At 70.3% G+C, this 26800-nt stretch carries 20 protein-coding genes; 10 read left to right on the top strand and 10 right to left on the bottom strand.

The genetic code is table 11. From position 1 onward, the window contains the following. Window positions 1-11: 11 nt before the first annotated feature. The 7 genes from ppk2 to DMH01_RS19915 all read left to right on the top strand — a co-directional run bounded on the left by ppk2 (window position 12) and on the right by DMH01_RS19915 (window position 15021). The gene (ppk2, locus tag DMH01_RS19945; protein ID WP_233621617.1) at window positions 12-1019 is read left to right on the top strand and encodes a polyphosphate kinase 2; all 1008 of its coding nucleotides are present in this window, start codon (window positions 12-14) and stop codon (window positions 1017-1019) included. A gap of 167 nt (window positions 1020-1186) precedes the next feature. Then, on the top strand, window positions 1187-2956 hold the full coding sequence (locus tag DMH01_RS19940) for an alpha/beta hydrolase (protein WP_125678716.1): 1770 nt from the start codon (window positions 1187-1189) through the stop codon (window positions 2954-2956). A 196-nt stretch (window positions 2957-3152) separates the two neighbouring features. Further along, a complete protein-coding gene (locus DMH01_RS19935) occupies window positions 3153-4070 on the top strand; it encodes a helix-turn-helix transcriptional regulator (RefSeq protein WP_125678715.1) in 918 nt (305 codons plus the stop codon). Window positions 4071-4300: 230 nt separating this feature from the next. Then, window positions 4301-6061: a fatty acyl-AMP ligase gene (locus DMH01_RS19930; RefSeq protein WP_125678714.1), complete on the top strand. Its 1761-nt coding sequence runs from the start codon at window positions 4301-4303 to the stop codon at window positions 6059-6061. Next, on the top strand, window positions 6058-12468 hold the full coding sequence (locus DMH01_RS19925) for a type I polyketide synthase (RefSeq protein WP_125678713.1): 6411 nt from the start codon (window positions 6058-6060) through the stop codon (window positions 12466-12468). Before DMH01_RS19930 ends, DMH01_RS19925 begins: the two co-directional genes overlap by 4 nt. Continuing rightward, window positions 12465-14030 (top strand): acyl-CoA carboxylase subunit beta, encoded by a 1566-nt coding sequence (locus DMH01_RS19920; RefSeq protein WP_125678712.1) that lies wholly within the window; start codon window positions 12465-12467, stop codon window positions 14028-14030. The genes DMH01_RS19925 and DMH01_RS19920 overlap by 4 nt, the downstream gene beginning before the upstream one ends. Before the next feature lie 13 nt (window positions 14031-14043). Beyond that, window positions 14044-15021 carry an alpha/beta hydrolase family protein gene (locus DMH01_RS19915; RefSeq protein WP_125678711.1) on the top strand — a complete coding sequence of 326 codons (978 nt, stop codon included), beginning with the start codon at window positions 14044-14046 and terminating at the stop codon, window positions 15019-15021. A gap of 174 nt (window positions 15022-15195) precedes the next feature. On the opposite strand, the gene DMH01_RS19910 is transcribed toward DMH01_RS19915, so the two are convergent. Genes DMH01_RS19910 through DMH01_RS19890 form a run of 5 tightly spaced genes read right to left on the bottom strand, consistent with a single transcriptional unit; the run spans window position 15196 to window position 19174 of the window. Continuing rightward, window positions 15196-16155, bottom strand: a complete 960-nt coding sequence (locus tag DMH01_RS19910; protein WP_125678710.1) for a pyridoxal-phosphate dependent enzyme — start codon at window positions 16153-16155, stop codon at window positions 15196-15198. Beyond that, a complete protein-coding gene (locus DMH01_RS19905) occupies window positions 16152-16796 on the bottom strand; it encodes a transcriptional regulator (protein ID WP_125678709.1) in 645 nt (214 codons plus the stop codon). Before DMH01_RS19905 ends, DMH01_RS19910 begins: the two co-directional genes overlap by 4 nt. Beyond that, window positions 16789-17142 carry a RidA family protein gene (locus tag DMH01_RS19900; RefSeq protein WP_125678708.1) on the bottom strand — a complete coding sequence of 118 codons (354 nt, stop codon included), beginning with the start codon at window positions 17140-17142 and terminating at the stop codon, window positions 16789-16791. The genes DMH01_RS19905 and DMH01_RS19900 overlap by 8 nt, the downstream gene beginning before the upstream one ends. A gap of 59 nt (window positions 17143-17201) precedes the next feature. After that, the gene (locus DMH01_RS19895; protein WP_125678707.1) at window positions 17202-18770 is read right to left on the bottom strand and encodes a multicopper oxidase family protein; all 1569 of its coding nucleotides are present in this window, start codon (window positions 18768-18770) and stop codon (window positions 17202-17204) included. Further along, window positions 18767-19174 (bottom strand): hypothetical protein, encoded by a 408-nt coding sequence (locus DMH01_RS19890; RefSeq protein ID WP_125678706.1) that lies wholly within the window; start codon window positions 19172-19174, stop codon window positions 18767-18769. The genes DMH01_RS19895 and DMH01_RS19890 overlap by 4 nt, the downstream gene beginning before the upstream one ends. A gap of 80 nt (window positions 19175-19254) precedes the next feature. Between DMH01_RS19890 and DMH01_RS19885 the strand changes: the two genes are divergently transcribed. After that, window positions 19255-20151, top strand: a complete 897-nt coding sequence (locus tag DMH01_RS19885; RefSeq protein ID WP_125678705.1) for a LysR family transcriptional regulator — start codon at window positions 19255-19257, stop codon at window positions 20149-20151. 21 nt (window positions 20152-20172) lie between these two features. On the opposite strand, the gene DMH01_RS19880 is transcribed toward DMH01_RS19885, so the two are convergent. The 3 genes from DMH01_RS19880 to DMH01_RS19870 all read right to left on the bottom strand — a co-directional run bounded on the left by DMH01_RS19880 (window position 20173) and on the right by DMH01_RS19870 (window position 23225). Next, the gene (locus DMH01_RS19880; protein ID WP_125678704.1) at window positions 20173-21267 is read right to left on the bottom strand and encodes a S1 family peptidase; all 1095 of its coding nucleotides are present in this window, start codon (window positions 21265-21267) and stop codon (window positions 20173-20175) included. 228 nt (window positions 21268-21495) lie between these two features. Next, window positions 21496-22644 carry an SGNH/GDSL hydrolase family protein gene (locus DMH01_RS19875; protein ID WP_125678703.1) on the bottom strand — a complete coding sequence of 383 codons (1149 nt, stop codon included), beginning with the start codon at window positions 22642-22644 and terminating at the stop codon, window positions 21496-21498. 8 nt (window positions 22645-22652) lie between these two features. Next, window positions 22653-23225, bottom strand: coding sequence for a TetR/AcrR family transcriptional regulator (locus DMH01_RS19870; RefSeq protein WP_125678702.1), 573 nt, complete (start codon window positions 23223-23225; stop codon window positions 22653-22655). Window positions 23226-23345: 120 nt separating this feature from the next. Here DMH01_RS19870 and DMH01_RS19865 point away from each other — a divergent pair, with 120 nt between their 5' ends. Then, window positions 23346-24194 (top strand): hypothetical protein, encoded by an 849-nt coding sequence (locus tag DMH01_RS19865; protein ID WP_125678701.1) that lies wholly within the window; start codon window positions 23346-23348, stop codon window positions 24192-24194. A gap of 14 nt (window positions 24195-24208) precedes the next feature. Further along, on the top strand, window positions 24209-25204 hold the full coding sequence (locus DMH01_RS19860) for a hypothetical protein (protein WP_125678700.1): 996 nt from the start codon (window positions 24209-24211) through the stop codon (window positions 25202-25204). Here the strand turns inward: DMH01_RS19860 and DMH01_RS19855 are convergent. Both DMH01_RS19855 and DMH01_RS19850 read right to left on the bottom strand, forming a co-directional pair. Continuing rightward, entirely contained in the window at window positions 25184-25621 is a 438-nt protein-coding gene (locus tag DMH01_RS19855; RefSeq protein WP_125678699.1) for a Dabb family protein, read from the bottom strand. The two genes, DMH01_RS19860 and DMH01_RS19855, sit on opposite strands and share 21 nt — an antisense overlap. Further along, window positions 25618-26790 carry an MFS transporter gene (locus DMH01_RS19850; RefSeq protein ID WP_233621602.1) on the bottom strand — a complete coding sequence of 391 codons (1173 nt, stop codon included), beginning with the start codon at window positions 26788-26790 and terminating at the stop codon, window positions 25618-25620. The genes DMH01_RS19855 and DMH01_RS19850 overlap by 4 nt, the downstream gene beginning before the upstream one ends. Window positions 26791-26800 lie beyond the last annotated feature (10 nt).

Below are 26800 nucleotides of genomic sequence, written 5' to 3'. Positions count from 1 at the left end.
GTTCTCCGCGTTTGCGTGCCGCCCGGTCTGGGTATCAGCCGCCCGTGCTCGACCACTCGTATTTCCCCGAACTGAAGGACCAGCGTCTCGTCGTCGACTACGACGATGCCGACGACCCGGTGCTGCTCCGCGCCGACGGATCGCCGATCGACACCTGGCGGGAGAACTACCCGTACACGACGCGAATGTCGCGTGAGGAATACGACGTCGTGAAACGGTCGCTGCAGATCGAACTGCTGAAACTGCAGTACTGGATCAAGGACACCGGCGGCCGCATGGTGATCCTGTTCGAAGGGCGCGACGCGGCGGGCAAGGGTGGCACCATCAAACGGTTCACCGAACACCTCAACCCGCGCGGCGCGAGAGTGGTGGCGCTGAGCAAGCCCACCGAGCGCGAGCAGGGTGAGTGGTACTTCCAGCGCTACGTGAACCACCTGCCCACCGAGGGCGAGATCGTGCTGTTCGACCGATCCTGGTACAACCGGGCCGGCGTCGAGCGGGTGATGGGGTACTGCACGGACGAACAGTACGAGCGGTTCATGCGGCAGGCGCCGACGTTCGAGCGGATGCTCGTCGACGACGGGATCATCCTCGTCAAACTCTGGTTCTCGGTGTCGAAGTCCGAGCAGCGCACCCGGTTCCTCATCCGGCAGGTCGACCCGGTGCGGCAATGGAAACTGAGTCCCAACGACATCAAGTCGCTCGACCGCTGGGACGCCTACACCGAAGCGAAGGTCGCGATGTTCCGGTCCACCGACACGGAGATCGCGCCGTGGACGGTGGTCAAGAGCAACGACAAGAAACGCGCGCGGGTCGAGGCGATGCGCAGCGTCCTCGCTCGCGTGGACTACGCGGACAAGGATGAGGACGCCGTCGGCGAGCCGGACTTGAAGGTGATCGGCGCCGCGGCGACCCTGCTGGAAGAGGGGGAGGACGAGGCGTCGCTCAGCCCGACCCCGATCGCACCGTCGTCCGACCCCGACCATGGCCCGGGGCTGCATCCGGAAGAGAACTCGTAACTCGCCGGAGCCGCGCGGTGTCGAGATCCTGCCATGTCGGGTATCCGCCATCTTCCGGCCGTGTGGGAAAGCTGATCACCCGTCTTTACTTCACGTACGGACGTCGGGGGCTCCTGTCGAAAGGGATCATGGTGATCAGTAGTACGAGAAAGACGCGGAGGGGCACGGTGGCGGTGGTCGCCGGTGCGATCCTGGCCTCCGGCCTGGTGCTGGCTCCGGCGGCGGGTGCGGCACCCGCGGCCAAGGCCGAGCCGGACACCGCCGCGCTCGCCGGCGCGCTGACCAAGCAGGCCGTGGCCTGGGGCGAGTGCTCGTTCCCCTCGGTCGCGCCGGCGACGGAAGCCGAGCTGAAGAAGGTCAAGGGCCTCGCCTGCGCCACCGTCCAGGTGCCGCGCGACTGGCACGACCCGCAGGACGGCAACACCATCGGCGTCCGCGTCTCCAAGACCGCGACCGCCTACCCCGGCACCGGCAGGCAGGGCATCGCGCTGGTCAACCCCGGCGGACCCGGCGGCGAAGGCCTCCCGTGGGGCGCCGCGATGGCGATGCGCAGCCCCGTGCTGGCTTCGCAGTACGACTTCGTCGGTTTCGATCCCCGCGGCGTCGGCCAGAGCACCCCGCTGACCTGTAGCTACACCGTCCCGGACAGCACGGACCAGAACGTGATCAGCCGGGCGAAGGTCGAGGGCTGCCTGAAGAATCCGCTGACGAAGTTCATCACCACCGAGCAGACCGCGTACGACATGGACTTCATCCGGGTGCTGCTCGGGGAGAAGAAGACCAGCTACATCGGTTACTCGTACGGCACGTGGCTCGGCACCTGGTACGCCACCACGTTCCCGTCCAAGGCGCACCGGTTCCTGCTCGACTCGTCGACCGACGCGAGCCGCTCGACGCTGGAGAAGACCTGGGACCTGCAGCCGCGCAGCCGTGACCGCCAGTTCCAGGAGGCGCTGCTGCCCTACGTCGCGCGCAACGACGCCAAGTACAAGGCGGGCACCGATCCGCTCGAGATCCGGCGCAACTGGGAGAAGGCGGGCGGCACCCGGGAATTCGCGGGCATGCTGTACGCCGCGTGGTTCATCATCCCGGCGATGTACGACACCAGCCAGTACCCCTCGGCGGCCTCGATGGTGGCCGCGCTGGCGAAGGGACCGGCGCCTGCCGGGACCGACGCGGAGAAGCTGGAGCAGGTCGTCGCGAAGGCTCTCGCCACGCCCGGGCTGACCGACGCGAACAAGGCGTTCCTGAACAAGGCCAAGGGCAACGCGCTGGAGGCCATCGCGAAGAAGGACTCGGTCGAGCGCAAGGCCTCCTACCAGGGCGGCGCCGAGGTCGAGACCTGGGACGCCGCGTTCGAGGCGATCCGCTGCCAGGACGGCCAGTGGAACCAGAACCTGCACTACTGGAACTACTGGCAGGCCGACCTGACCGTGAACGCGCCGTTCATCGCGCCGATCATGGCCCTGTCGGGCGCGCCGCTGTGCGCGTTCTGGCCGACCACCAACGCCAAGCCGGCGCCGGACGCCAAGACGTTCCCGAAGCTGCTGATCGCGCAGACCGAACTCGACGCGGCCACGCCGTACGAGGGCGCGCTCGCCACCGCGAACGGCCTGCCGGGCGCCAAGATGATCAGCGTCGACAACGAAGGCAGCCACGGGATCTTCCCGTACAACACCGACTGCGTCGACGACCCGATCGTCGCCTACTTCCAGACCGGGCTCACGCCCAAGAAGAAGTTCACCGGCTGCCAGGGCCTGCCGCTGCCGGGTGAGGACAAGACGGCCGAGGTCGGCGGCCACCTCGGGCACGACGGGAAGATCAAGATCAAGATGATCACGCCCCAGGTGCGCAAGGCGAACGAGATCGTCCGTGAGCTGCTGGAAGGCACCGCGACGCCGGAAGCGGACGAGAAGGGCCTGCCCGCCAACGCCTGAGTCCTAGTGGCCACACGAGAGGCTCCCGCGGTTTCGCGGGAGCCTCTCCGGCATGATCTGTGACGCTTTCGTTATCGGTTCGGGCGCACGATCACGCGCCTTTCCCCCTCATGACCGGTGAGCGGAAACAGCCGGTCCGCCGGGCGTGACATCGATGTCACGCCGATCGATCCCGGGGTGGGGGAGGAGAAGCGTCATGCTCGCCGAGTCGCGAGGCCTGTCGATGGAGGCCGAGCAGCTGTACCGGGCCCTGCTGGACGGGCGCCCGATCACGCCCGGCGCCGAGCTGGCGGAGCTGGAGCAATTCGGCCTGGTCCGGGCAGGCGCGTCCGGGGTCGAGGTGTGCCCGCCGCGCGCGGCGTTGTCGGCGTTCGCGGCGCAGCACGAGGCCGCGGCGATCCGCGCGCGGGAAGCGGCCGAGGTGCTCGGCGCCGCCTACGCGCTGCGGACGGGCCGCGACGCGGACTTCGTCGAGGTGCTGCGGAGCCGGGAAGAGGTGATCGCCACCTTCGAAGCCATGCAGACCCAGGCGAGCGTCGACATCGTCGCGCTGGACCCGGGGTCGTACATGAGCCCGAAGGCCGAAGTGAGCACGGTGCAGCCCGGTTCGATGGCGCGCGGCATCGCGTACCGCGTCGTCTACGACTCGTCCGTGCTGCAGCACGACGACGGCTTCGCCCAGGTGCAGTCGAGTATCGCCCTCGGGGAGCAGGCGAGGGTGTTCCCCGGGCTGCCGCTGAAGCTGGTGATCGCCGACAGCAACCGGGCGCTGATCGCCGTTCCGAATTCCGACGCCGGTGACGTGCTCGCCCTGCTGATCCATCCGTCGATGCTGTTGAGTGCGCTGATCGAGTTGTTCACCTCGTTCTGGCGGATGGCCGTGCCCGTGCGGGCGGGTGGTCCGGACGACGCGGAAGCGGCGCAGGAACCGACCGTCGCCACGCGCCGCCTGCTCGCGCTGCTGAGCGGAGGCCTGACCGACGAGGCGATCGCGCGCGAGCTCGGCATCAGTGAGCGGACGGTGCTCCGGCGGATCAGCCGGTTGCAGGAACTGCTCGGCGCGCGGACCCGGTTCCAGCTGGGAGCGCAGGCGTCCCGGCAGGGCTGGCTCTGAATCGCGGACATTTCGTCCCCAAGTGACAAGCGGAGTGCCCCCTTTCTCACGTCCCCGTGAGCACGTCCGCGTTTTCGCCCGCGTTCCATCATCCTTTCATTGACACTCTTCCCGCGACGTCCATACAGTTCCGGGCAGATAAAGAACGGTCTCCGGAATGGAATCCGCTTTCGGCAACGGCGCCGTTCCGAATTCACCCGCTCCTGCACGAGTCGTCACAACGAGGGGCCATGGAAACCATTTCGGAATCGGTCGTCGCCGCCCACGCGCCGGACGACGCACGCGGCGGGGAGTCGTTCGCGACGCTGCTGAGGTACTGGGCGTGGCGGCTGGGCGACGACGTCGCGGTGACCTACCTCGACCATCGTGCCGGGGCGGACGGCCGGGCGATCACCCTGTCCTGGCGTGAGCTCGACGACCGGGTCGACGCCCTCGCCACCCGGCTGACCGGGTTCACCGGCCCGGGGGACCGGGCCGCGATCCTGGCCCGGCAGTCCGTCGACTACGTCGTCGCCTTCCTCGGCGCGATCCGTGCCGGGCTGGTCGCGGTCCCGCTGTTCTCGCCTGGCCTCCCCGGGCACGCGGGCAGGCTGGCGGCCGTGCTCGCCGACTGCGCGCCGAGGGTCGTGCTCACGACCACCGACGGACTCGACGACGCCGCCGGTTTCCTCGCCTCGACGGATTTCGAGCGGCCCGCCGTGCTCGCCGTCGACACCACAGCCCCGGTCGCGGCCGGTGATCGCTCCTGGCCGCGACCGGAACCGGACGGAGTGGCGTACCTGCAGTACACGTCCGGTTCCACGCGGACGCCTGCCGGCGTGATGCTGACCCACCGCAACGCGCTCACGAACGCCCGTCAGGCTTGCGACGCCTACGCGATCGAAACCGGGACGACCTCCACCGTCAGCTGGCTGCCGCTCTTCCACGACATGGGCCTGATCCTCGGGATCGGCGCGCCGCTGGCGTCGGGCGCGGCGTCGGTCCTGATGGATCCGCACGCCTTCCTGGAACGTCCGTCACGGTGGCTGCGCGCGCTCTCTGCCAGCCCGGGCGCGATCAGCGCGGCACCGAATTTCGCCTACGCCTACGCCGCTTCCCGGGTCACCGAGGCCGAGAAGAGCTACCTCGAACTGAGCCGGGTCGTCTCGCTGATCAACGGCAGCGAACCGGTTCTCCCTTCGACCATCGCGAAGTTCCACGGCGCTTTCGCGGAATGCGGGCTGCGCCCCGAGGTGCACCGGTCCTCCTACGGGCTGGCCGAGGCCACGGTGCTCGTCTCCGTCACCGAGGCGGGCAAGGAGCCACGGCAGGTCGCCTTCGACCGCGACAGCCTCGCCGCCGGGCTGGCCGCGCCGGCGCTCCCCGGCGCGGCGTCCACCACGCTCGTCTCCTGCGGATTCCCGGTGGGACAACGGGTCCGCATCGCCGATCCGGTCACCGGCGCGCTGGTCGAACCGGGCAGGGTGGGGGAGATCCAGGTCAACGGCCCGAACGTCGGGGTGGGCTATTGGGGACGGCCTGCCGCTTCCGACGGCGTCTTCGGCCTGCCGCCGATCGATCCGGACTCCGGCGCGGGCTGGCTCGCGACCGGAGACCTCGGCGTGCGGTACGAGGGCGAACTGTTCATGACCGGCAGGCTCAAGGACCTCGTCATCGTCGACGGCCGCAACCACTATCCGCAGGACATCGAACAGACCGTGGAGTCGCATCCCGCGGTCCGGCCGCATTCCGCCGCGGCTTTCGCGATCGGGCACGAAGACGGTGAAGCGGCGGTCGTGCTGGTGGAGCGGGCCAAGGAGACCGAGGCCGACCTCGCCGTGGCGACCGCGGAGATCCGGAGGGTGGTCTCGGCCGTGCACGGGCTGCGGCCGCACGACGTCGTCTTCCTCGCCCCGGGCGAAGTGCCGCGCACCTCCAGCGGCAAGATCAGCCGGGCCCGGTGCCGAGAGTCCTATTCGGATGGTTCGCTGACCGCGCGGCGGCTCGGGTGACCGCGGAGATCCGTGCCTGGCTCGTCGCGCGGGTGGCGGAGCGGACCGGGTCGCCCGCGGACCACGTCGATCCGGACCGGCCGTTGCACGAGAGCGGGCTTTCCTCGCGGGAGTCGATGGAACTGGCGGCGGAGCTGGGCCGGTACCTCGGCCGCCCGTTGCCGCAGACCCTGGTGTGGCAGTACCCGACGATCGCCGCCCTCGCCGACCGTCTGTCCACAGTGGAAGAGTCGGCGATCGTGAGCGGTGAAGGCCGTGAAGAGGAACCGATCGCGATCGTCGGCGTCGGCTGTCGCCTGCCGGGCGGGGCGGACTCCCCGGAACGCTACTGGCGGCTCCTGGACTCGGGACGCGACGGCATCCGCGAGGTTCCGGAGGAGCGCTGGGAAATCCCCGCACGTGGCGGGTTCCTAGGCGACATCGCCGGTTTCGACGCCGAGTTCTTCGGCATCACCCCGGGCGAGGCCGAAGCGATGGATCCCCAGCAGCGGATGCTGCTCGAAGTGGCGTGGGCGGCGCTGGAACACGCCGGGATCCCGCCGTCCACGCTGCGGGGAAGCCGGACCGGGGTGTTCGTCGGGCTCTCGGCGGGCGAGTACGGCCACCTGACGATGGCCGATCCCGCCGCCGTCGACGTCTGGTCCGCCACCGGTGCCGCGACGAGTATCGCCGCCAACCGGCTGTCGTACTTCTTCGACCTGCGCGGGCCCAGTCTCACCGTCGACACCGCGTGCTCGTCCTCGCTGGTCGCGGTGCACCAAGCGGTGCAGAGCCTCCGTCGCGGCGAGTGCGGGACGGCGCTCGCCGCCGGGGTCAACCTGCTGCTCTCACCGGCGGTCACCGCGTCCTTCCAGCGGGCTGGGGTGCTGGCCCCGGACGGGTACTGCAAACCGTTCGACGCCGCCGCCGACGGCATCGCCCGCGGCGAGGGCTGTGGCGTGATCGTGCTCAGACCGCTGAAAGCCGCTCGCCGCGCGGGAGACCGGGTGCTCGCGGTGATCCGCGGCAGCGCGGTCAACTCCGACGGCCGGTCCAACGGTCTCGTCGCGCCCAGCCCTGGCGCGCAGACGGACCTGTTACGGGACGCGTACGCGGCGGCGGGCGTCGAGCCGTCCACTGTGGACTACGTGGAGGCGCACGGGACCGGGACCGAGGTGGGGGACCCGATCGAGGCGAGCGCGCTCGGAGCGGTGCTCGGATCCGCACGCGAACTCGCCCGCCCGCTCCTGATCGGCTCGGTGAAGGGGAATCTGGGTCATCTGGAGGGCGCGGCCGGGATGGCCGGGCTGATCAAGGTCGTCCTCGCGATGGTCCACCGGCGGCTGCCGCCGACCCCGCATCATCACGAACCTAGTCCGCATGTCGATTTCGCCGGTCTCGGCCTCCGGGTGGTGGACACCGGAACGGCCTGGCCCCGCTACTCCGACGTTGTGCGCGCCGGCGTCTCCGCGTTCGGCTTCGGTGGCACCAACGCCCACGTCGTCCTCGAAGAATGGCCCGCCGCGTCGTTCGCCCCTCGCGGGACGGAGACCGGGCGGCCGCGGATCTTCGCGCTGTCCGCGCGCTCGGCCGAGGTCCTCCGGGCGCGGGCCGCCGATCTGGCGGACTGGCTCGAAGACCCCGCCCACCGGTCGATCCCGCTGGACACGGTCGCTGCGACACTCGCCCGGAGCCGTGAACACCTCCCCATCCGTGGCGCGGTCATCGCGGAGGAACGCGACCGGGTGGCCGCCGCCTGGCGGGAACTGGCCGCCGGACGCGAGAGCGGCGACGTCGTCCTCGGCGAGGCAGGACCTGTGCCGGGTGTCGTGTTCGTCTTCTCCGGCTACGGCTCCCAGTGGCCCGGGATGGGCCGCGTCCTGCTGCGCACCGAGCCCGCGTTCCGGGCCGAGGTGGAGGCACTCGATCCGGTGTTCCGCGCCGAAGCGGGGTTCACGCTGAGCGAGGTGTTCTCCGGCGTGCGTGACCTGCCGGATCTCGCGGCGACGCAGCTCGCGTTGTTCGGGATGCAGCTGGCCCTCGCCGGACTCTGGCGCGCGCACGGCGTCGTCCCGGCCGCGGTGCTCGGGCATTCGATGGGCGAGGTCGCGGCCGCCGTCGTCGCGGGGGCGCTGGACGTCGCCGACGGCCTGCGCGTGATGGCCACCCGCGCCCGGCTGCTCGCCGAGGTCGACGCGTCCGGCGACGGCGCGATGGCGGTGGTCGAACTGTCCCCGGCCGAACTCGCCGACCTGGAAACGGACTTCCCCGGCATCACCGTCGCGGTCTACGCCTCGCCGTTCCAGTGCACTGTCAGCGGCGGCGCCGAACAGGTCGAGGCGCTGGTTTCGCACGTCGAGAGCCTCGGCAGGCTGGCGAAGCGGCTGCCTGTCGGGGGCGCGGGCCATTCGGAAGCCGTCGACGCCGTTCTCGGCCGGTTCCGCGCCGAACTCGGCGACCTTTCCCCACGACCGGTGGAGATTCCTTGCTACAGCAGCGTTCTCGACGATCCACAAAGGTCAGTGGTGTTCGACGTCGAGTACTGGGCGGCGAATCTGCGCCGTCCCGTGCGCTTCAGCCAGGCACTGGCGGCGGCGACCGCCGACGGGTACGGCGTTTTCGTCGAGATCTCGCCGCATCCGGTGGCACTGGCCGCGATCGAGCAGAGCACCGGCGCGCTCGCGCTTCCGACGGCGAGCCGCAAGGGTGACGAGCGAGTGGCGTTCCTGACCACGCTCGCCCGGCTCCACACCCTCGGGCTGCCCGTCGTGCTCGACGACGGCGGCCCCCGTCCGCTGCCGGTCGAACTGCCAGGACCGCGCTGGCGGCACCGGCGGTTCTGGCCGCGACGCCCGGCGGCCCGGAGCGGCGCACATCCGCTACTGGGCGTCCACATCGAACAGCCGACGGGCGGGCACCTGTGGCGCGCGGACGTCGGGACCGAGGCGCTGCCGTGGCTGGCCGACCACGCGGCGATGGGTGTCCCGCTGTTCCCCGCCGCCGGATTCCTGGAACTCGCGCTCGCGGCGGCGAAAACGGTCCAGCGGCCCGGCGGGCGGCTGCGCGTCGGCGGTCTCGAACTGCACCGGGTCCTCCCGCTCGCCGCGCACACCGAGGTGACGACCAGCCTGAACACCGGAAGCGTGGACGTCTACGCGCGGTCCGCGGACGGCGGCTGGGTGCGGCACGCCACCGCCCGCGTCCGCGACGGGAACACCGCGGTGGTGCCGTTCGGCGCGGTCGGCGGCGACGCCCGGCCGATCGACCTCTATCAGGTGCTGGCCGGGGCGGGGCAGAGCTACGGTCCCGCTTTCCGAGGACTACGCGACGTCTTGGCCGCGCCTGGCCGGGCCTCGGCGTCGATCACGCTGCCCACCGACGATCCGGCCTACGTCCTGCACCCGGTGATCGCCGACGCCTGCCTGCACGCGCTGGCCGCCGCGGCCGGGGACGCGCTGCGCGAAGCCGACGGCGCTTTCCTGCCGCTGACCTTGGGCGAGGTCGTCCTCGCCGGTGATCCGCGCCGCGGTGTCCGGGTCGACGCGGTCCTCGATTCGCTCGATCCGGCGGGTGACGGCCTGGTCGGCGGTGTCCAGCTGGTCGACGCCGACGACGTCGTGCTGGTCGAGTTCCGCGAGGTCTACTGCCGCCGGTTCCAGCGTTCGGCGCTTCCGGTGCCCATGGCGGAGCTGCTGTTCGAAACGGTCTGGCGGGAGGCGGACCTGCCGGTGGCGGCGCCGGGCTCGCGTCGCTGGGTCGTGCTGCACGAAGACGCGCCGTGGCTGACGGCGTTGCGCGAGCGGCTCACCGAAGCCGGGGACGAACTGGTGACGGTTCGGCCTGGAGACCGGAAGGCGCTCGCGGAAGTCCTGAGATCCCGCGAGGTGTCGGGAGTCCTCGTTTGCGCCGGGACTTCGGCCGACCCGATGAGCGCGGCGCGGAAGGTCGCCGAGTTCTCCGGCGTCCTCGCCGAACTGGTCGAAACCGCGCCGCGGTTGTGGCTCGTCAGCACGGGTGCCTCGGCCCTCGAACCCGGCGAGCGTGGCGACCCCGGCCAGGCCTGGCTGCGCGGACTGGTCCGGGTCCTCGCCTTCGAGCATCCCGAACTGCGCGCGAGCCAGGTCGACTTCGACGCCGAGCCGGATCCTGCCCGGCTGTGGGTCGCCAGGCTGGTGGCGGAGATCCGCGCGGACGCGCCGGACGACGAGATCGCCTGGCGCGGGGGAGTGCGGTACACGCGGCTGCTGGCCCGTCCGAAACTCGGCGAACCGCGCCACGAGACCGTGGTGCGCGATGGTGCTTACGTGATCACCGGTGGTCTCGGCGGCCTCGGCCTGGTCGCGGCGGACTGGTTGGCGGAGCGCGGCGCGACCAGGCTCGTCCTATCCGGACGGCGTGGTGCGCGCCCTTCCGTCGAGCCGCTTCTGGCGGACCTGCGCGAGCAGGGCGTCGACGTCCGCGTGGTGACGGGTGACATCGCGGAGCCGGGGACGGCCGAAGCGCTGGTCGCGACCGCGACCGAAGGTGGCATGCCGTTGCGCGGGATGCTGCACGCGGCCGGTGTGCTGTCCGACGGTGCCGCCGTCACCCTCGACGCCGACGCCGTCGAGGCCGTCTGGCGTGCGAAAGCGCTGGGGGCGTGGCGAGTGCACGAAGCGACGGCCGGACACGAACTCGACTGGTGGCTGACGTATTCGTCGGCGGCGGCGTTGTTCGGATCACCGGGACAGACCGCCTACGCCACCGCGAACGCGTGGGTGGACGCCCTGGTCGCGTGGCGCCGCGCCGCGGGACTGCCGGCGGCGACCATCGGCTGGGGAGCCTGGGGCGAGGCCGGAGCGGCCGTCGGCAACCGCAACCCGGTGCTCGAACCGCTCGGCACGGAGGAGGCGCTGGCGGCGATGGAGGCCGTGCTGCGCCGTGACCGCGCGTCGACCGGGATCGCCAGGGTCGACCCCGGGACCGTGCTCGCCCTGTTCCCCCGGCTGGCCGGACGGCCGTTCTTCGAGCTCCTGGTACCGGGGGAGGAGCAGGCAGCCGGACCGTCCACTTGGGACGGACTGGACGCGCTGCGGGCGGTCCTCCCGGAAGCCGCCCGCGAGATGCTGGCCGACTACCTCGCCGGGCTCGTCGCCGGGATGCTCGGCCTCGCCGCGGACGAGATCGACCGGCGGACACCGCTCACCCGGCTCGGCCTGGACTCGCTCGCCGCACTGCGCGCCAGGGGAGTCGTGGAACGCGACTTCGGCCTGACGCTGCCGATTCCGCTGCTGCTGCGGGGCGCGGGCCTCGCCGAAGTCGCCGACCATCTCGCCGACCAGGCGGGGTTCGGTGAGACAGGCGCCCGGCCTGCCGCGTCGGTCACGTCCGCCGGGCCACGCGATCCGGCCGAACGCTGGATCGCCCGGCACTGGCAGGCGGAACTCGGTGGCGCGGAGCCCGGCGTCCACGAAGACTTCTTCGCCGCCGGTGGCGACACCGATGCGGCCGAGCGGCTGCGGGCCGTGATCGCCGGGCAGCTGGGAGCCGTTCCCGAACAGGTCTTCGCCACACCGACCATCGCCGCGATGGCCGACTTGCTGCGCGACGAGATCGAAGGACGCGGAGGGTGCCCTGTCCGGCCGCTGCGCGAAGGCGGCACGGATCCGGTGTTCCTGTTCCATCCGGCGGGCGGTCCGACGAGCGTCTACGAGGGGCTCGTCCGCCTGCTGCCCGAGGACAGAGCCGTCTACGGGCTCGAGCGGATCGACGATGAGGACACCGTCGAGGACAAAGCCGAGTGCTATGTCGAGCTGATCCGGGAAATCCAGCCGCGCGGCCCGTACCGGCTGGGTGGGTGGTCGTTCGGCGGCTGCCTCGCCTACGAGACCGCGCGGCGGCTGACCGCGGCCGGTGAGCGGGTCGATCTCGTGTTCATGATCGACAGCATCCTGCCGCTGCACGCGCCGGGAAAACCGGTGGGGGAGATCCTGCTGGACCGGTTCGGCCGGTTCGCGGAGCACGTCGAGCGGACCTACGGTGTCCCGCTGGACATCTCGCGTGAAGAACTCGCCGGGCTCGGCGACGACGACCAGATCCGGCTGGTGATCGGCAGGCTGGCCGCTCAGGTGCCCGAGCTGGGACACGGCGTGCTGCGGCACCAGTACGAGTCCTATGTGGACGCTCGGGTCGCCGAACGCTACGAGCCGGAACCCTATGCCGGGCCGGTGCTGTTGCTGCGCGCGCAGGAACCGCATCCGCTGACGACCACCCTCGATCCGCGGTACCTGCGCACCGACGACACTCTCGGCTGGGACGCCTTCTGCCCGGATCTGGAGGTCGTGCGGGTACCAGGCGATCACCTGTCGATGATCGACCCGCCGCACGTCGAAGTGGTCGCCGCGGCACTCGCGGCCCGGCTCGGAGCGCCGAGGACGGCGAGATCATGACCGACACGACGGCGTTCCGGATCGCCGATCTCGACGCCCGCCGGGAAGAGCTCCGGACCGCCGAGAAACGGGCCGTCGACCGGCAGCACGCCAAGGGGAAGCTGACCGCGCGTGAACGTGTCGAGGAGTTGCTGGACCCGGGTTCCTTCGTCGAACTCGACCAGTTCGCCCGGCACCGGTGCACCGAATTCGGGATGGACGCCAACCGGCCCTACGGCGACGGGGTGGTGACCGGGCACGGCACCGTCGACGGCAGGCGGATCTGTGTGTTCTCGCAGGACTTCACCGTGTTCGGCGGCAGTATGGGCGAGGTCTTCGGCGAGAAGGTCCTCAAGGTGATGGACCTGGCGATGACGCTGGGCTGTCCCGTGGTCGGGATCAACGACTCCGGCGGCGCCCGGATCCAGGAAGGCGTCGTCTCGCTCGCCTACTACGCAGAACTCGGCAGGCGCAACACGCTCGCGTCCGGCGTCATCCCGCAGATCTCGCTGATCATGGGCCCCTGCGCGGGTGGCGCGGTCTACTCGCCGGCGATCACCGACTTCACCGTGATGGTCGACGAGACCGCGCACATGTTCGTCACCGGGCCGGACGTCGTGCACGCCGTCAGCGGCGAACGGGTCACCGCCGAGCGGCTCGGCGGCGCCGCGGTGAACAGCGAGGTCTCCGGGAACGCCCACCACCGGGCCGCCGACGAGTACGACGCCATCGACTGGGTGCGGACCCTGCTCGGCTACCTGCCGTCCAACAACCTCGACGCCGTCCCGGAATACGCCGACGAGACCGCGCCCGAACTCACCGCCGCCGACCTCGAACTCGACCGGCTGGTGCCCGATTCGCTGAACCAGGCGTACGACATGGCCGAGGTGATCGTCCGGCTCGTCGACGACGGCGACTTCATGGAGGTGCACGGCGGCTTCGCGCCGAACATGATCTGCGCGTTCTGCCGGATCCGGGGCCGCACGGTCGGTGTCGTGGCCAACCAGCCGCGCCATCGGGCGGGCGTGATCGACATCGACGCCTCGGAGAAGGCCGCGCGGTTCGTCCGGTTCTGCGACGCCTTCTCCCTCCCGATCCTCACCCTCGCCGACGTTCCCGGCTATCTGCCCGGTGAGGCGCAGGAGCGGCACGGGATCATCCGGCGCGGCGCCAAGCTGATCTACGCCTACGCCGAGGCGACCGTGCCGAAGGTGACCGTGGTGATCCGTAAGGCCTACGGCGGCGGTTACGCGGTGATGGGGTCGAAACATCTCGGCGCGGACGTCAACCTGGCCTGGCCCACCGCGGAGATCGCGGTGATGGGCGCCGAGGGCGCGGTGCGGGTGCTGCACCGGCACGAACTGGCCGCGCTGCCCCCGGAACAGCGGTCCGCCGAACGGCGACGGCTCACCGAGGCGTACCGCGAACGGCATTCGAACCCCTACCTGGCGGCCGAACGCGGCTACGTCGATCAGGTCATCACGCCGTCCCAGACCCGCCTTCAGGTGGCGAGGGCACTGCACGCGCTGCGGACCAAACGGCAGACCCTCCCGGCCAAGAAACACGGAAACATCCCGTTGTGAGCAAGGAGAAACGATGAAGCGAACCCGGCGGTGGGCTCTGCTGGCGCTGGCCATGGTCGCCCTGCTCGCAAGCCCGGTCCCTGCGAGCGCGGCGCCCGCGCCGGTCACTGCCGACAACGGCGCGAAGGTCGTCGAGGAGACCTGGCTCGACGCGCGCACCGTCGACCTCAAGATCAGTTCGCCCGCGCTCGGCACCACCGGCATGGTCCGTCTGCTCGTCCCGGCGGGCTGGGCCGCGCAACCCTCGCGGACCTGGCCGACGTTGTTCCTGCTGCACGGTTGCTGTGAACCGGTCGACTACCGCTCGTGGGACCAGTTCACCGACGTCAAGGCGTTCATGGCGGACAAGGACGCCCTCGTCGTCATGCCGACCGGCGGGCCTGCCGGGATGTACACGAAGTGGTGGAACTTCGGGTTCAAGAGCACCCCCGACTGGGACACCTTCCACACTCTTGAGGTGCGGCAGATCGTCGAACGCGGCTACCGGGCGGGCACGCGCCGGGCGATCGCCGGACTGTCGATCGGCGGCTACGGCGCGCTCGCGTACTCGTACAAGCACAAGGGCATGTTCGCCGCGGCGGCGTCCTACAGCGGTGTGCCGAACACGCTCAACCAGGGAGCCCCGCTGTTCATCCAGGGGATCCTGGCCCGCGCGGGGATCTTCAACTACCTCGAACTCTGGGGCGACTCCTGGGGGATGCGGCCGCTCTGGACGGCGAACAACCCGTATGACAACGCAGATGGCTTGCGTGGCACGGCGCTGTACATCTCGTGCGGGAACGGGAAAACCGGTCCGCTCGACCCGCCGGGGCAGTCCGACATCTTCGAACCGCAGGCGCTGGCTTCCTCAGTGAGCTTCACGGATCGGTTGAAGACCAAGGGGATTCCGGCGACCGTCGACTACTACGGCGACGGCACGCACAGCTGGCCGTACTGGCAACGGGCGCTGCGGAACTCCTGGCCGGTTCTGGCAGGTGGGCTCGGTCTGTGACGTGACCGAACGCCGCACTCGCGTGATCAGAGGCGTATCTCGCGTGCTTGGAGGCGTAACTCGCGTGATCAGAGGCGGCACATCGAGTTGCGCCTCCAATCACGCGAGTTGCGCGCCAGCACACCCGCAGGTCGTTCACGGGACACCGCATCGAGAGGACTGAATGCGGAGAGGTCAGCCGGCGATCAGTTCGGCGAAGCGTTCCGGGCTCACGTTCCCGCCGCTGATGATCACCCCGACCCGCCCCGAAGCGGGCACCTGGCCGCTGAGCAGCGCCGCGAGCCCGGTCGCCCCGCTCGGCTCGATGACGAGCTTCAGCCGTTCGAACGCGAACCGCATCGCGTCCCGGACCTGGTCGTCGGTGACCAGCGCGATGTCGTCGACGAGCCGCCGGTTGATCGAGAAGGTCAGTTCGCCGGGGATCTCGGCGGCCTGGCCGTCGGCGATGGTCCGCGGCACCGGGATCGACACACGTTCGCCGGCCTCCAGCGAGCGTTTGGTGTCGTCGCCCGCGGCGGGTTCGACGCCGATGACCCGAATTCCGGGCCGGACGGCCTTCGCGGCGGTCGAGCTGCCCGCGATCAGGCCGCCACCGCCGACGGGGACGACGAGCGTGTCGACGGAATCGGTGTCCTCCAGCAGTTCCAGCGCCGCGGTGCCCTGGCCGGCGATCACGTGCGGGTGTTCGTACGGCGGGATGAGCGCGAGACCGCGGTCGGCCGCCAGCGCTTCACCGATCGCGACGCGGTCGCCGGTGTACCGGTCGTAGGTGACGATCTCGGCGCCATAGCCCGCGGTGGCGTCCTTTTTGGACTGCGGGGTGTCCTCCGGGATCAGGATTACCGCGCTGCTCCCGAGTTCCCGCGCGGCGAGCGCGACGGCCTGGGCGTGGTTGCCCGACGAGTAGGCGGCGATGCCCTTGGCCAACTGTTCCGGCGAGAGTCGCGAAGCGGCGTTGTACGCGCCACGGAACTTGAAGGCCCCGACGCGCTGAAGGTTCTCGCACTTGATGAAGACCTCGGCGCCGACGAGGTCGTCGAGGGTCCGGGAACGCACGACCGGGGTCCGGTGCGCGACACCGGCCAGACGGGCGGCGGCGTCACGGATGTCGTCGATGGTCACGGGGGCGGTCATGATGCTCCTTGATCACGGATTTCGGCGAGATAGTTGTAAGCGGAGGCACGGGAGATCCCGATGCGGGCGGCGACCTGGGGCACGGCCCGTCGCACCGCGAAGACGCCGCGTGCGTGAAGGCTGCGGAACAGATCGAGACGTTCTTCGCGGCTGAGGGCGGTCCAGGGTTTGTTCAGCCGGAGCTGATGTTCGTCGACGATCGCGTCCACCACCGCGTCGACGTCGTCGCCGAAGGTGGTGGTCGGCGTTTCGGTGACGGCACCGACGTCGGCGAGTTCACCGACCAGGGTCTTGAGCTGGCCCAGCGCGGTGACGTCGAGGTTCACGCACAAGGCGCCGAACACCGAGCCGCCGCTGTCGCGCAGCAGCATGGTCGACGACTTCACGAGCTTCCCGGACGCCGTCCTGGTCACGTAGTTCAGCTGGTCTTCGGCGTCGTCACCGCGGGCGAGCAGGCCCATGCCGATCTCGCTCATCGAGCCGCCCACGGTGCGGTCGGTGACCGAGCCGGCGATCGCGACCACCGATTTCTCCGGACGGCGGAAATCGTGGACAACGACCTCGCAGAACGAGCCGAGCGTGGCCGCGATGCCGTCGGCGACCGGCGCGAGCGCGTCGAGGATCGCGTCCTGCTCAGACATCGCGTACTCGGGCCAGGGCCTCGACTTCGACGACGCCGCCGTAGGGCAGGGACGCGACTCCGACGCAGGTCCGAGCCGGGCGGGGCTCGGCGAAGAACTCTTCGTAGACCCGGTTGAGGCCGTCGCGGTCGGCGATGTCAGTGAGGTACACGACGACCTTCACCACGTCGGCCCGCGTCGCGCCCACCGACCGCAGCGCGGCGTCGAGGTTGGCGAAGGACTGCGGGCATTCGGCGTCGAATCCGCCGGGCACCAGTTCTCCGGTCCCGGTCACACCGAGCCGTCCGGACACGGAAACCAGGTCGCCGCTGCGGAAGGCGGGCGGGTACGGATGCTCGTTGGTCACGAGACTGACTGTATAAGCGTTGGACGGAAAGTCCAACAGAATAAGAAGTGACCTTCCGCTCAGACCACCTCGAAGTTCGCCATCATCGCCATGTCCTCGTGTTCGGCGTTGTGGCAATGGAAGACGTAGCGGCCGCGGTAGCCGTCGAACCGCGCGATGACCTCGACCGACTCGCCGGGGGCCAGGTCGACGGTGTCCTTGATGCCGCCGTCGAACGGCCCCGGTGGCCGCCCGCCCCGCGAGAGGATCCGGAAGCCCACCAGGTGCAGGTGCACGGGATGATGGATGTCGGCGACGAACCGCCAGATCTCCGTGTCGCCGAGGCGCGGGCTCGCCGACATCACGTCCGGCGAGAACGGTTCCCCGCCGACCACCCAGCCCGCGCGGCCGTGGACGGTGCCCGCCCGGAACGAGAAGTCCCGCGTGGTCGTGGCCTGTTCGCGCGTGAGCGGCGGGATTTCGCCGAGTTTCGCCGGGACGCGGCTGTCGTCCGCCGCGCGGCGCGCGACGACGAACCGCATGACCTGGGCGGTCGAGCCGGTGCCGAGCCGGTTCACGAGGGTGACCACGGTGCCGACCGGATACCGGCCGAAGTCGACGACGAGGTCGTACCGTTCCGCCGGCGCGATCGGGAGATGGTCGTGTTCGCGCGGCGCGTCCAGGAGACCTTGGTCGGCGCCGATCTGCACGAAACCGCCCCCGCCGGGCGGCGGCGGGTCCAGCGCCAGGTCGTAGCGGCGGGCGTTGGAGCCGTTGAGGACGCGCAGCCGGTATTTGACGGCCGCCACCTCGTGCACCGGCCAAGGCGCGCCGTTGACCAGGATGACGTCCCCGAAAACGCCTTCCACGTAAGCACTTTCGACGCCCGGTGTGGTCCGCAGCGACCGGTCGAGTGAGGGATAGGCGAAGGCGCCGTGCTCGTCGAAAGACCGGTCGGCGATCATCAGCGGCAGTTCACGGTCACCGGACGGGAGCCCCAGCGAGTCTTCCTCGTCGTCGCGGATCAGGTGGAATCCGGCCAGGCCTCGGTACACGGCCGGACCGGTGAAGTCCATGCGATGGTCGTGGTACCAGAGGGTCGCGGCCCGTTGCCGCAGCGGGAAGACGTAGTCGCGTTCCCCGTTCGAGATCCGGGCGCGCGAGTCGACCATGCCGTGCCCGGCATGCGCGGTGCTCCAGCCTGAGCGCGGCAAGACGAGGTCGGTCGGATAGCCGTCGGAATCGGCCGGGGTGTGCCCGCCGTGCAGGTGGACAACGGTCGGCACGGGAAGTTCGTTGCGGTGGTGCGCCACCACCGCCCGGTCCCGCCGCGACTCGATCGTCGGACCGGGGAAGATCCCGTCGTAGCCCCAGATCGGTGTCCGGACGCCGGGCAGGATCTCGGCCGTCGCCGCCCGCTGGGTGATCGTGTAGTGGTCGGCGTCGGCGGTCCTTTGTGGACGCAGGACCGGCGGGATCGGCAGCGGAACGCGGAAAGGCTCCGGCAACGGGAGTCCGCTGCGCAGCAGTTCGCCGGTCCCCGGAGCGCCCTGCGCGAGCAGGCTGGGAGCCGTGATCCCCGCGGCGACGAGGACACCGGCCCCGCCGGCGAGCCCGAGGAAGGTCCTGCGGGGCAGCCGCCTGCTCATCGGTCGGCCCGCCAGGTCTGCGGCCGCCAGACGGCGATGGTCGTCAGCACCGTCGCGGTCACGAGGGCGACGCCGAGCGGGACGTGCAGTTCGAGCGCGCCCTTCATCCCGGCGAGGTACTGCCCGGTCTCGCCCAGCGCGAGCAGCAGGCTGATCCAGAACAGCCAGCGCGGTCCGCGGACCAGCCATAGGACCAGTGCCGCCAGGATCTGCGCGTACGCCAGGTACGACACGGCGTCGGCGCCCCAGCGGTGCAGCCAGAGCATGTCGTAGTCGCCGCCGAGATAGCCGCCGGCGAACACCGGCTGGCCGATGATCGCGACGGCGTGGGCGCTCACCAGCACCCGGTTCACCACCAGCGTCCCGTTCGCCTTCCGGCTCGGGCTGGTCAGGGTTTCACTCACGTGCTCGAACGTAGGAGCCGACGACTTATGCTGTCCAAGACAAGATCGGTTATCTGTTCATAACAGGTGAGGTATCAGCAGTGGATCTTCTGGCGCTCCGGTACTTCCAGACGGTCGCCCGGCTCGAACACGTCGGCCGCGCCGCCGAAAAGCTGCGTGTCGCGCAACCCTCGCTCAGCCGGACCTTGGCCAGGCTGGAGAACGAACTCGGCGTTCCGCTGTTCGACCGGCACGGCCGCCGGATCCGGCTCAACCGGTTCGGCACCGCGTTCCTCCGCCGCGTCGACCGGGCGCTGGCCGAACTCGACGACGCCCGTCAGGAGCTCGACGACGCCGCCGGGCTGGAACGTGGCACCGTCGCCGTCGCGGCCGAAAGCCTGCTCGTCCTCACCGAACCGCTTCGCACCTTCGTTCCCGGCCATCCGCTGGTGGACGTGCGGCTTTCCCAGGCGTCGGGGGAGGGGATGGCAGAAAAGCTGAAAGCCGGCGACGTCGACCTGTGTGTCACCTCGCAACCCGTGACGGGCAACGACATCCGCAGCCGCGTGCTCCTCGACGAAGCGGTGATGCTCTGCGTGCCCGCCGGGCACCGGCTCGCCGACCGCGGCAGTGTCGGCCTGGCGGACCTCGAGGGCGAGCCGTTCCTCACCACGCGACCCGGTTACTGGCAACGTGCGCTCGTCGACCGTCTTTTCGCGAAGGCCGGGCTCGAACTGCACGTCGTCTGCGAGGGAGACGAAGCCGCGGTGCTCTTTCAGCTCATCGACGCGGGGCTCGGCGTCGCGTTGGTGCCTTCTCTGGGGCTGCGCGCCGTCACCGGTTCGGCGGTGGTCTGGCTCGACGTCGACGATCCCGAATGCCGCCGCGTGCTCAGCGTCGCGTGGCGCGAGGACACCTACCTTTCCGTTGCCGCCCAGCGGTTTCGCGACCATCTGGTCGGTCACTTCCACGCACGGGCCGAGCCCCGGTCGCGGTGACCGGGGCCCGGTGGGACGTGCTTACGGGTTCAGCGTGACGCTGTAGGCGCTCAGCGCTTCGCCGATCGGCTGGTAGTACGAGGTGCCGCTGCCCTTGCCGGAGGTGATGCCGAGCCCGACGCTGCCCGAGAAGAGGCAGCCACCCGAGTCACCGGGGTTGGCCAGCGCGTTGGTCTGGATCAACTGGTGCACCGAGCCTTCGGCGTAGTTCACCGTGACGTTCAGCCGCTGCACCGAACCCGAGGTGAGTCGGGTGGTGCTGCCGCTCTTGCTGATCCGCTGTCCGACGGTGGCGGTGCCGGCGGAGGCGATCCGCTGGGTGGAGCCGTTCCACAGGGTGACCGCGCCGGGCGCGCTGCCGGTGGTGTTGCGGATCAGGCCGTAGTCGTTGGTCGGGAAGCTGGCGCCCTGCGACGGTCCGACGTTCCACTGCGAGACCGCGCGGGTGCAGTGGCCGGCGTCGAGGATGTAGTTCTGGCCGCCGCGGTTGGTGTTGAACCCGACCGAGCACCGGGTGCCGCCGCCGGTGATGGCCTCACCGTTGTAGATCGCGGTGTGCATCTCGCCGGTGGTCCGCTCCACGCGGACGCGGTCGCCGAGTGCTTCGGCGGCCTTCACGAGGGCCTCGGTGCCCTTCGCCGCGTCGGAGATGGTCAGCACGACCTGATTGGCCTTCGGGTCGAGGCCGATCGACGTGTGCGCGACCGACGGCAACGCCTGCAGGGCGTTCTGCGCCCCCGCCAGCGCGGCACTGGAGTGCTTGACCACGCGGGCCTGTGCCCCGGTCGCGGTCACCTGGTCCGCGGCGGCCTGGTCGAGCACGTTCACCACCGGCTTGGCGGCGTCGTCGAGGTACCCGTCGGCGGCACGGGCGCCGAGCGAAACGGTGACCTGCTGCAGCTTCTCGACGCTCGCCGTCTGCGTCCGGAGGAACTCGACGGCGGCGGCCTGGCTGATCCCGGCTTCGGCGGCGAGGGCCGTCACCGCTTCGTGCTGCACCGTGGGGGAGTAGCCCGCGATGGTGGTGGCGGTGGCCGTGGACGGGGCGAGGAATCCGATGACCGCGGCCGCGGCCACCAGTGTCGTGGCGGTACGGGCTAAGGGGTTTGTGCGCATACCGGTGACTCACTTTCGCGAGGGGACATCCAGCGCGAGGGGTGGTGCACTGGACACAGTGGGTAGCCGGGTGCGGCCAAGGCGACCCGGCACCGGTGATCCGGTGCCGATCATGGTGATCCGCCGCACCGGAGGCGGATACCGACTTTCGTTGGACAGGAAGAAAAATAGGTAGCCGCCGTTCGGCCTACCGACGGATACGCGCAGAGCAAACGGCGGGTCCGTGATTCACGCGAGTGCGGCGTCGAAGGCCAGCCGGGCGAAGCGCTCTCCGATGAGCCGGTGTGTGGCCGCGTCCGGGTGGAGGGCGTCGGGCAGCGGCAGCTCGGCGTGGTCCGCCTCGCCGTACAGTTCGAGGCCGTCGAGGTAGCGCAGGTTCGGATCGGCCGCGCTCCGTTCCTTGACGATGCGGGCGAGTTCTTCGCGGATCACGGTGAGCGTCAGCTTTCCCGAGGCGGTCTCCGTGGGATCGCCGGTGGCCCTGAACCGCACTTTCCCCTCACGCAGGGCTTCCGGGTCGAACTCGCCCGGCCCCGGCGTGTGTTCGTGGATGGGGCAATGGATCGGCGAGACGACCAGCAAGGGCGTGGCAGGATGGCCTTCCCTGATCGTGTCGAGGAAACCGTGCACCGCCGGGCCGAACGCGCGCAGCCGCATCAAGTCCGCGTTGACGATGTTGATGCCGATCTTGACGCTGATGACGTCGGCGGCCGTGTCCCGCATCGCGCGGGCGGTGAACGGGTCGAGCAGCGCGCTGCCGCTGAAGCCCAGGTTGACCAGGTCCACCCCGGCGAGGGCCGCGGCCGTGGCGGGCCACGTCCCGGTCGGGGTCGTGGCGTTGGAACCGTGACTGATGGAACTGCCGTGGTGCAGCCAGGTCCGGCGGCCGCTCGACTGCGCACTGTGGACGGACGCGTCGGTGCGCAAGGCGACCAGCCGGGTCGTTTCGTTGTGCGGCAGCCAGATTTCGACGGTCTTCTCGTGACCGGGCAGGCCGTCGAACCGCAGGGTTCGCACGGGGCCGGGCTCGTGCCGTGCGGCACCGGTGGCCAGGTCGACACTGATCGTGTCGCCGTCGGGCACGCTCGCCTGCCCTGAGCGCCGGCCGTCGACGAACAGTTCGTAGACGCCGTCGGGACGGGGCGGAGTGCCCGCGAAGACCCGTTTGGTGGCCAGGACGTCGAGTTCGACGAGGGAAGCCGCGGTGCGGAAGACCAGCCGCACACCGGACGGCTGCGATTCCGCCATGGTCAGCTGGCCGTCGGGGATCTGCTGCCTGGCCCGCGCGGGCAGCCGGTGGGGGAGCACACCGCGTTCGGTGGACTCGAGGTCGAGCGCGCCGCGGACGAGGTCGGCGGTGATCGGGGTCGTGAGCATTCTTCCGTTCATTTCGTTCGGGGCCAGGCGCGCAGGAGGACGTCGAGCGCGTCGAGGATCTCGGCCCAGCTCTCCTGTGAGCCGGGGGTGCTGTGGCTGAACCCGCCGGCGGCCTCCAGGCCGACGAAACCGCTGAACACACTGCCCAGCAGCCGGACCGCGTGCGTCTGATGCGGTTCGGCGAGGTCGTAGCCGCGCAGGATCGCCCGCGTCAGTTCGGCGTGGCGGACGCCTGCGCTGGTGACCGCCTTGTCCGGGGTGAGCCGGAACCTCGCGGCCGTGAACCGGCCCGGGTGTTCGAGGGCGTAGTCGCGGTGGACGTTCGCCAAGGCGACCAGCGCGTCCTTGCCCGCCAGGCCCGCCACCGCGGTGGCGGCGAGATCGGCGAGTTCGGCCAAGGCCAGCAGGGCGATCTCGGTCTTCAGTTCGTGGGCGTTCTTGACATGTGAATACAGGCTCGCCGTCTTGACGCCGCACCGTTTCGCGAGCTCTGTCGGCGTCACGTGCTCGAAGCCGATCTCGTCGGCCAGTTCCGCACCCAGCCGGACCACGCGGTCCGTGGTCAGTCCCGCTCGCACCATGGTTGCCACCATACCATAGTCCATTCGGGATTTACCTAATGAGATTAGGAAGACGAAACCTGGGTTCGGTAGCGCCGGGCCCGGCGGAGGCTGGGCGCAGGACGAACGGAGGTGGACGTGATGAACACGGTGGACCCGGCCAAGGCCCGGCACGACCGGATCGAGCGGTGGCGGGGAGATCGGCGCCTGCTCGTGGGCGCGGTCCTGGCTTCGCTGGTCACCCTGGTCTGCGGCTTCCTGACCGGGCACGGATTCGGCGCGCTCCTCGAACAGTTCCGGACGATGGCGATCGACAGCGTCTTCGACGACCGCGGTGACGGCGAGCCGCCGTATGGCCCCATCTGGGGGACTCTCGGCCTCCTCGGTTGTCTCGCCGCGGGCAACCTCGCGCGAGCCGCGATGCGGCGCTACCAAGGGCGGCGGTCGGGGCCGGCGTTCCCGTTCGTCCTGGCCTTCGCGGCCAGTACGCTCGGCCTCTGGGAATCGTCACGAGGGTGGCTTCCGCCGCTCGCCGTCGGCACGGCGGTCGACCCCGTGTTCCACACGGACGAGAAGTGGGGGTTCTGGGGGTGGTTCCTGTACTACGCCGACCGGTGGGCGCCCGCGTTCCTGCTCGTTCTGACGTTGCTGGCCCTGTGGTACGCCGTCGGAGTTTCGCGGCACCAAGCCGAACTGGCGCGCACCAGGGACCGGCTGCTGCGGCACGGCCGCCGGATGCCCGCCGAGGTCGTCGAAGTGAAGGTGCGCATGGGAGGGGACGAGTCGGGCACCCGGGTCGTCGGCGCGGACGTGACGGTGTCGTTCGTCGACCTCTCGGGCGTCCGGCACTGGGTGACCCGCCGCACCGGCGACACCACGATCGCCGGCGCGGAAGTGCTGTTCGACCCGGCTTCACCCGCCGATGACAAGAAGATCTTCGTGGCGCTGCGGCGCCATCCCGCCCTCAGCGACTGGCTGTCCGCGAACTGAGCTCTGGAGTGTCCATGCCGCTCACCCTTGTCCGCGGATTCCTGACCGGGATCATCAGCGGGACGACCTTGTGCGCGTTCGTCGTCGGCATCGTCATCGAGTACGTCCCGCTGACCATCACCGGCGTCGGGCTCCCGATCGTCTACGGGATCCTGCTCCACCTCGCCGGGGCACCGCGACGCGCCCGTGAGGCGAAGATCGTTCCGGTGGTCGCGCTCGCCAAGATCGAAAGCCTTCGTGCCGGGGGCACCGAGACGGGGGACATCCCGGTCGACTTCGTCTTCACCGTCGCACCCGAAGGCATGGCCACGTTCCGGCTGAAGGTCGCCCACCACATCAACCTGGTCGACATCCCGAACTACCGGACGGGCGACGTCCTCGTCATCCGGTATCCGCCGGACCGGCCGTGGAAGGCCGAGGTCGTGGACCGGCCGCCGCCGTCGTGGGAACACCGTGCGGCCGAAGCCACGATCGACTCCGCTCCGGAGTCCAGCCTGGTGCAGGAACCGCCGGAGGGCTGCGGGTTCTCCGCGCTCGCCGTCCTCGGGTTCCTGCTCGGCGCGGGGCTCGTGCTGTTCCTGTTCCGCGCGGAGCTGTTCGCGCCCGAAGCACCTGCCCGGGCGGAAGAAACCCAGTCCGGCGTGACCACGTCCACCTCGGGCTCCGCGACCGTCGACGTCGACAGATCCCTGCTGGGCGAAGGGGAGTTGCGCCGGGCGATCGACTCACTGGCGCAGGCCACGGACGTTTCGCAGGTGATCACCGTGGTCGTCGAGGACCGGCGGCTGACCGTGGTCTTCGCACCGTCGGGCGCCCAGGTGCCGCGGTTCGACCTCCGCGCGCTGGAGGTCGACCGCGTCCCTGCCCTGGTGCGGCGGGCGAAGGCGACCATCGAAGTCGGGGAACCGCAGACGTGGCAGGTCACGACCGTCCCGTTCGGCACCGCTGTGAGCACCCGGGTGATCGTGACCGGCCCCGACGGCAGCGGCTCACTCGCGGACGGTGGCTGAAGCCGTTCCGTGCTTTCCCGGCGCGGCGCTGCCGGAGTACTCGCCGAGATCGGTGATCAGCGCGGTCAGCTCGGCGTCGCCGTCGTAGCGACGCTGGTGCAGTTCGGCGATCTTCGCGCCCATCTCCGGATCCGGGTCGTCGGTGATGTCGAAGGACGCGAACCTGTCGACCAGCGGCAGCCCGACCCGGTCGGTGTTCCGGTGCGCCGGGTGCATGAGGTACTCCCAGTACCCGTCGAGATCTTCGATCGCGAAGACGGCGCCCCATTCGTAGTCACCGCCGAAATCGCGGCCGACGACGAAGGACTTCACCGACGGGATGACGCGGCCCTGGTTGCGGAGGCTTTCCAAGGCTTCTTCGACCTGCTCCGGGGAGGCGCCGGGGCGCAGGGTGAAGCGGTTGCCGTGGTAGATCATCGTGATTCCTTTCCATTGTTCCGGTTCGGGAGGAGAGCGGCGAGTGCCGCTCCGGCGCCCATGGCGACACCGGTCCAGGTGAACGCTCCGGCGATGCCGACGCCCTGGACGAGTGGCTGGACGACGAGCGGGGACAGGAACTGCCCCAGGAAGATCCCGGCGACCAGGCCGCTGAGCACGCGGCCGCGGTGCGCGGGATGGGCGAATTCCGCCAGGCGCAGGTTGAGGTTCGGGACGACGAAGCCGACGCCGAACCCGCCGACGAGCAGTCCGGACACGACCTGCGCGACGGTGCCCGCCGTGCCGATCACCAGCCAGCCCGCGCCCATGAGCGCGACGCTCAGGGTGGTGATCGCCGTGGGGCTCAGGCGTTCACGCAGTCGAGGGAACGCCAGCGCGCCGGCGACGCTGGTCAAGGTGCTCCCGGCGACCACGGCCCCGACGACGGCGGGACCGCTGCCGAATCCCTCCAGCAGGAAGGGCACTTGCGTCGGCGCCATGTAGAAGACCAGCGTCGCCACCAACGCGAGGACGTAGACGCCGATGATGCGAGCGGGCAGCCGGGTCCGTTCACGCTCACTGACCGCGGGGCTGCTCCGGACCGGTTCGCGCAGGGACGTGATCGCGAAGATCGCCACGACCGCCGAGACCGAATAGATCCAGAACGGCGCCTGCCAGCTGACCGTCGCCAGCAACCCCGCCATGGGCAGGAAGACCACACCGCCGAGACTCGCGAAAGCCTGCTGCAACGCGAGGAACGAGGCCCGGCGCTCGCCGGAGAACCAATCGGTGATCAGGGTGCTGATCGCGGTCATGATCCCGCCGACGGCGAAGCCGAGCCCCGCCCGGGTGATCAGCAGCAGGTAGAGGTCGTTCACGAAGAACCCGGCCGTACCGGAGATCGCGTAGAGCCCGAGGCCCGCCAACAGCAGGGGGCGGCGTCCGGCGCGGTCGGCGACGATCCCGGACAGGGGTGCGCTGATCGCGATCGCGAGGGAGGTCACGGTCAGCGTCAACCGCACGAGCAGGCCGGAGCCGGGGGTACCGGAGAAGACCTCCCGCATCGCGGGCAGGCTGGGCGCGATGATCGCCGCGGCCATGATGGTCAGCGGCGCCGCGGCGAGTACGGTGCTGCGGGCTCGCCGCGTCGGCGTCAACGTGTTCGTCACGCCACCAACC

Origin of the sequence: Amycolatopsis sp. WAC 04182 (assembly GCF_003947465.1) — a bacterium.
Classification (GTDB): domain Bacteria; phylum Actinomycetota; class Actinomycetes; order Mycobacteriales; family Pseudonocardiaceae; genus Amycolatopsis.
The sequence above is the reverse complement of the archived record's forward strand: the minus strand, read 5'-3'. Positions and strand labels throughout refer to the sequence as shown.

Coding starts and splice junctions, on each gene's coding strand:
- DMH01_RS19915 (WP_125678711.1), top strand. CDS start 14,044: ATGAAGCGAACCCGGCGGTGGGCTCTGCTGGCGCTGGCCATGGTCGCC.
- DMH01_RS19920 (WP_125678712.1), top strand. CDS start 12,465: ATGACCGACACGACGGCGTTCCGGATCGCCGATCTCGACGCCCGCCGG.
- DMH01_RS19855 (WP_125678699.1), bottom strand. CDS start 25,621: ATGATCTACCACGGCAACCGCTTCACCCTGCGCCCCGGCGCCTCCCCG.
- DMH01_RS19935 (WP_125678715.1), top strand. CDS start 3,153: ATGCTCGCCGAGTCGCGAGGCCTGTCGATGGAGGCCGAGCAGCTGTAC.
- DMH01_RS19910 (WP_125678710.1), bottom strand. CDS start 16,155: ATGACCGCCCCCGTGACCATCGACGACATCCGTGACGCCGCCGCCCGT.
- DMH01_RS19875 (WP_125678703.1), bottom strand. CDS start 22,644: ATGCTCACGACCCCGATCACCGCCGACCTCGTCCGCGGCGCGCTCGAC.
- DMH01_RS19865 (WP_125678701.1), top strand. CDS start 23,346: ATGAACACGGTGGACCCGGCCAAGGCCCGGCACGACCGGATCGAGCGG.
- DMH01_RS19905 (WP_125678709.1), bottom strand. CDS start 16,796: ATGTCTGAGCAGGACGCGATCCTCGACGCGCTCGCGCCGGTCGCCGAC.
- DMH01_RS19895 (WP_125678707.1), bottom strand. CDS start 18,770: ATGAGCAGGCGGCTGCCCCGCAGGACCTTCCTCGGGCTCGCCGGCGGG.
- DMH01_RS19860 (WP_125678700.1), top strand. CDS start 24,209: ATGCCGCTCACCCTTGTCCGCGGATTCCTGACCGGGATCATCAGCGGG.
- DMH01_RS19880 (WP_125678704.1), bottom strand. CDS start 21,267: ATGCGCACAAACCCCTTAGCCCGTACCGCCACGACACTGGTGGCCGCG.
- DMH01_RS19930 (WP_125678714.1), top strand. CDS start 4,301: ATGGAAACCATTTCGGAATCGGTCGTCGCCGCCCACGCGCCGGACGAC.
- DMH01_RS19870 (WP_125678702.1), bottom strand. CDS start 23,225: ATGGTGCGAGCGGGACTGACCACGGACCGCGTGGTCCGGCTGGGTGCG.